The sequence below is a fragment of the Hydrocoleum sp. CS-953 genome (assembly GCF_002260545.1).
Lineage (GTDB): Bacteria > Cyanobacteriota > Cyanobacteriia > Cyanobacteriales > Microcoleaceae > Trichodesmium.
Genome location: NZ_LGSU01000782.1, coordinates 1 through 4,616 on the forward strand (window position 1 = coordinate 1; position 4,616 = coordinate 4,616).

The window sequence follows — 4,616 nt, forward strand, 5'->3', positions numbered from 1 at the left end:
GAGCTGCCTTAAATACTCCAGATGTTATTTGATCTGCACCAAGCTCAGGAATTGTGTCAACGTCTAAACTTCCCTGAACTTTAGCACCTGGTATATTGGGAATTTGGTCAACCTGGAGTTGTCCATTAAGCTTTGATAAATCGGGGATTTGAGCTGCCTTAAATACTCCAGATGTTATTTTATCTGCATTAAGCTCAGGAATTGTGTCAACGTCTAAACTTCCCTGAACTTTAGAACCTGGTATATTTGGTATGCGCTCAGGAATTAAGGTAACATCAGGACGGACACTCAAATCAATTTCAATATTAATCTCAGGACTTCCATGCGTTTGCGTTGGGGATGTAGTTATCTTGAGAGTAGCCAATGATATTTGAGTATTGCTAGCTTTACTTGTACTGGTATCAATTAATGCAAGTTTGGGAATCTCATTCCATTGGCTGGAATTGTCGGGATCTTTATATTCTTCTTGGTTGTATTCAACTGTCAATAACCAAGTCTTGTTGTGGTACTGCGAATTACTTAGGTCAAGGATAAGTTTACCCGATTGCACATTATGTACAGTATTGTCTAATTTGGCGCTATCCACCAAAATAATCAGACGACCTGAGTTATCCATAGCAACACCAGGTTTAATCTTTAACTGTCCTTGTGTTTGTCCTTTTTCAATAGTCAGACCTGTTAAAATCCCTGGTTTAAGAAGTAATTGGTTTTGCAACTTACGATGAGCAAGATGGAAATTCTGCTCTCGCTGGAAGTCTACCAGCTTTAAAAGCTGTTGATCGTAATATCGCTGCTTAGGAATAGACTTTAAGTTTTGAGTGTTCATAGTATGTTTGCTACTGTTTAAATCAATTTAAAATTAGTTCTGTCCTTTATTCGGGTCCTTTATTCGGGTATTGATGCCAATGTAACTCTTTCCTATAGTGGTATAACTTGGGGTATCTGAATGAGCATAAACCCATTCAGAGCCAATACCATCCGTGTTATAAGACTGAAACTCCTTTAATTTATCTTCTAAATACTCAACAAAACTTTTAGCTACATCACTATCTTCTTTGACTTTTGCCAATTCTTTGATAGCATTAGTCATCGAATCTTCTGTTTGTTGATTTAGAAACGTAAAACCACTTAAAACAAATTGAACAGAGGCATTCATCTGGTATTCTGAATTGTTAGGAATTTCTGACCAGTTTTTAACCGCTGAAAAAAGGTGATTTGTAGTTTCTGAAGAGTTTTTAACCGGTGGAAAAAGCTGATTTGTAGTTTCTGATAATACTTTTCCTTCAGTGTCTCCTGCTTCACCCGAAAGTAATCGAAACTTACAAGATAACTTACTTCCAGTTTCCAGTTTCTTGTCATTGCCCCAATCCCAGGAAACTACTGCTAAAAATTGTTTCTGAGAATTGAGAGTAACATTGAGGCTTTTAACGCTGATTGCCTTTTTAATGCCATTAATTCGCTCATCTACTTTTTTGATAGCGTCTTCTACGTGAGAGCGAATCTCGCGTATTTGATTTTCAGCTTTTTCTTTTTCGGAATCTTCACCAGTAAACCAGCTTTTTATTTCATCCCAAATTTTTTCCAAGAAACTGATAATAAGATCCTTTACCCCTAAGAGGGATACTGCCATCAGCATCCCTGCCAATTCGGCAGCATCTGCTAATGTATCAGCTACAACTCCTGCAGCCTCCTTTGCCAGTTCCTTAGCTACTTCTTCAAGTGCTTTTTCCAATGCACGACATATCAAACGAGCAAATCCTTTTGCTGCCCCACGTTTTGCTATTTCGATAGAAACAGCTTTGTAAGTATCGGGATCTGCAAGAATATCGGTAGCAATTGTTGGAAAGCTATTTTCAATAGATGTCCATATTGCATCAGGTAGATCGTCAAGGCTTCGTGGAATCGTAAATCTTGCCTCGAAATCAATCTCACTACTGGCAATTGACGAACCAGCTACTTCGATCTTATAAGTAAGTTTAAGAGGAAGTTTCATTTGACCATCCACTTTACTTGGACTGCCATTTAACCCTGGAGTTAGGCTCGTTTGAGTTAAGCCATTAAGCCATCCCTTAACAATTTTTTCACACCCTCCACTACTTTTGTTAAATACTTTGAGATACTCTTCAATTAAATTCTTGTTTTTAGTTGGTAAGCCATCAATTTTTGTAATCTTGAAACCACTATTTGAACCTGAACCTTTTGTCCAAGTAAATTCAATATCGAGTTTAACATCATCTTTCGTTACTGATACTGCGCCAACGAAAGCTTTCTTGGTAAGGTTATAGCCTGCTGAAATGGAGGATTCAATTGAGGTATTTAGTATTATAACTTTTGTACTAATTCGTAAATATTTATTTGGTGATTTAGTCGAGATTTCAAGGTTAGGGTTTTCCAGAGTAATAAAATCAAAATCAATCTTTTCTAAAACTGTTGTGCGTAGAATGATTGCCTTACCTTCAACATCTAAGCTAATCAAAAAATCATATTTTTGGAAGATTCGCAACTTTGCCTCAAGATGATACCCAAGAGAGTATTTTTTTTCCTTTGGGTTTGAGTAGGAGAAAGTGTAATTATCTGGGGCTTTATCAGGACGTTTGAGATAGTACATATCTCCGCTTTGAAAAGCAAATTCATCAGTAATGTCGTCCGCCCAATCCCATGTTTCTTCACCAGTCACACCTTTTATAAACTTTGTGATAGTCAGAGGTTTATCGACAGATAATGTAACCAACGCCAAACGAGGCGATGACTTTTCAAAAACGATTGCTCCAGTTAAAGAGAAATTCTCAATACTTGGGAAACGTGCAGCGGCTGTTAGAGTAATATCTGCTGCTGCTTTACCATTGTTTTCTCGATCTTTGTATATATGTCCTTGAATACCTAAATCCTCAAGGATGACGCCTGTCATCCCAAATGGTTCTGTGATTGATTTTGTGACTTCATTAGGAGGAAATAGATGAGGGTTAAAGACTATTTCATTGGAAACAGCAAAACTAAGTTCTTGATCTGACGCCAGAATCGCCCCGTATAACTTCACAGGTTGACTACCAACATGAAAATTCAAGGTATAAGGAAAGTAAACTTCGACTTTTGTAGCCATTGAATAGTAATCACAATTAAACTAATTTTTATTTATACATTTCTAAAGGATCGCAAGTAGGTAGGCGTTTAAAATCGCTAAAAACTCTACAAATTGCCAACAAATCTTCAAGATCAAGCATCTTTGTGTTCTTGATTTAGCCTACCTACTTACCTACTTAAAGATAGCGATCTAAGTTTTTGCTACCTTCACATATAATCCTTTGATAGCTAGCTTGCCTGCAATTATATCGACCTTGTCGTCGTCACTCCAAGTTGCCGATACTCCTAGAGTAAATTGTGTTGGCGCTCGAGTGGCAAGAGTGTTACCGTTCCAATAAATCTGGACATATCTACCAATAAGTAGTCATATCTAGACAAATTCATTCTTAGTCCATAATTTCAGAACTAAAGGCANACCGTTCCAATAAATCTGGACATATCTACCAATAAGTAGTCATATCTAGACAAATTCATTCTTAGTCCATAATTTCAGAACTAAAGGCATAAACGGCAATGCCTCTATCCCATCCATAAAGTTTGGGATTACTTTTCTTGCTATGTTCAAACTTCCATTAGTATCAGCATTGATTGTTTTACCAGTAGAAGCCTTGTATAAACCTCTGTTGGTTCTTCTCCCACTAAAGGTATGCTTGCTATTAGGCTTGTATTTAGGCAATGTATCACCGTCTAAAGCACTTGCCTTACTGGTATAGGACTCTTCCGTTACAATAACTTGAATCCCTGCTAGTTCACCTTTATAAATCAACATATTGATTAATTTTGAATGAGGTATTTTAGTGAACTGCTGATTATTTCGTTTACCTATTTTTATGCTTTGTTTCCAACCTTGGTTGTTGCCTATTACCAAGGTTGTTATGTCATTAGCAATGCACCAATTAATGACTCTACGGCTTGCTGTGTGCAGGTAATTATCAATTCGGTTGTCGCGCTTGCTATTGAGTTCTTTTATCTGTCTGCATGCCTCTTTTGATTGGGCTTTAGAGAGTCTTTTGTTGAAAAATTGATTGATACTTTTTAACGGTCTACCATTAACCAACAGAGGTTTCAATCCTGGTCGGTTTGAAGTTACAGCCATTGAATTAGTTAGTCCTAAATCAACTCCAGCAGCGTACTGAGACTGCTTTTTATCAACATCTGGGACAGTGTAAACAACCTCGATAACGTAACAGTTAAGTCTTGGAACAATGCGAACCTGATTAATGTTAGCAGCTTTGCTGGAGAACTCAATATTGGATTGAGACAGTTTAACAATTCCTTTTTTTAACAATGGTTTTGACAGAGCATCTGAAGGATATATAACAGTATTTCTCCCGTGTTCTTTATGCTTATACTTAGGGATTTTAGGCTTACCTAAATATTTGCCAGGATACTTTGACCAGTCCTTAAGTGCTGCTTTCCAGCACTTCCAAGCCTCCGAAACTCGTCTAACTATTTGTTTACTTACTTTTGTTGGTAAGTATCTATAAGCTTCATGATTCTTGGTTTGATGGTAAATATCTATTGAGTTGTAATAC

Annotated in this window: 3 protein-coding genes; all 3 read right to left on the reverse strand. The window is 37.1% G+C overall.

Annotated elements, in window-relative coordinates; genetic code table 11:
- Nucleotides 1-826 (reverse strand): hypothetical protein (locus AFK68_RS09660; protein ID WP_143437739.1); only part of this gene is annotated, 826 nt, incomplete at its 3' end.
- 33 nt (nt 827-859) lie between these two features.
- Nucleotides 860-3,100: a hypothetical protein gene (locus tag AFK68_RS09665; RefSeq protein ID WP_094672526.1), complete on the reverse strand. Its 2,241-nt coding sequence runs from the start codon at nt 3,098-3,100 to the stop codon at nt 860-862.
- A 441-nt stretch (nt 3,101-3,541) separates the two neighbouring features.
- A partial coding sequence (locus AFK68_RS09670) for an RNA-guided endonuclease TnpB family protein (protein ID WP_210407325.1) occupies nt 3,542-4,616 on the reverse strand: 1,075 nt, incomplete at its 5' end.

What these genes read in the sequence shown, in the direction of transcription:
- AFK68_RS09665 (WP_094672526.1), bottom strand. Translation starts at nt 3,100, where the DNA reads ATGGCTACAAAAGTCGAAGTTTACTTTCCTTATACCTTGAATTTTCAT.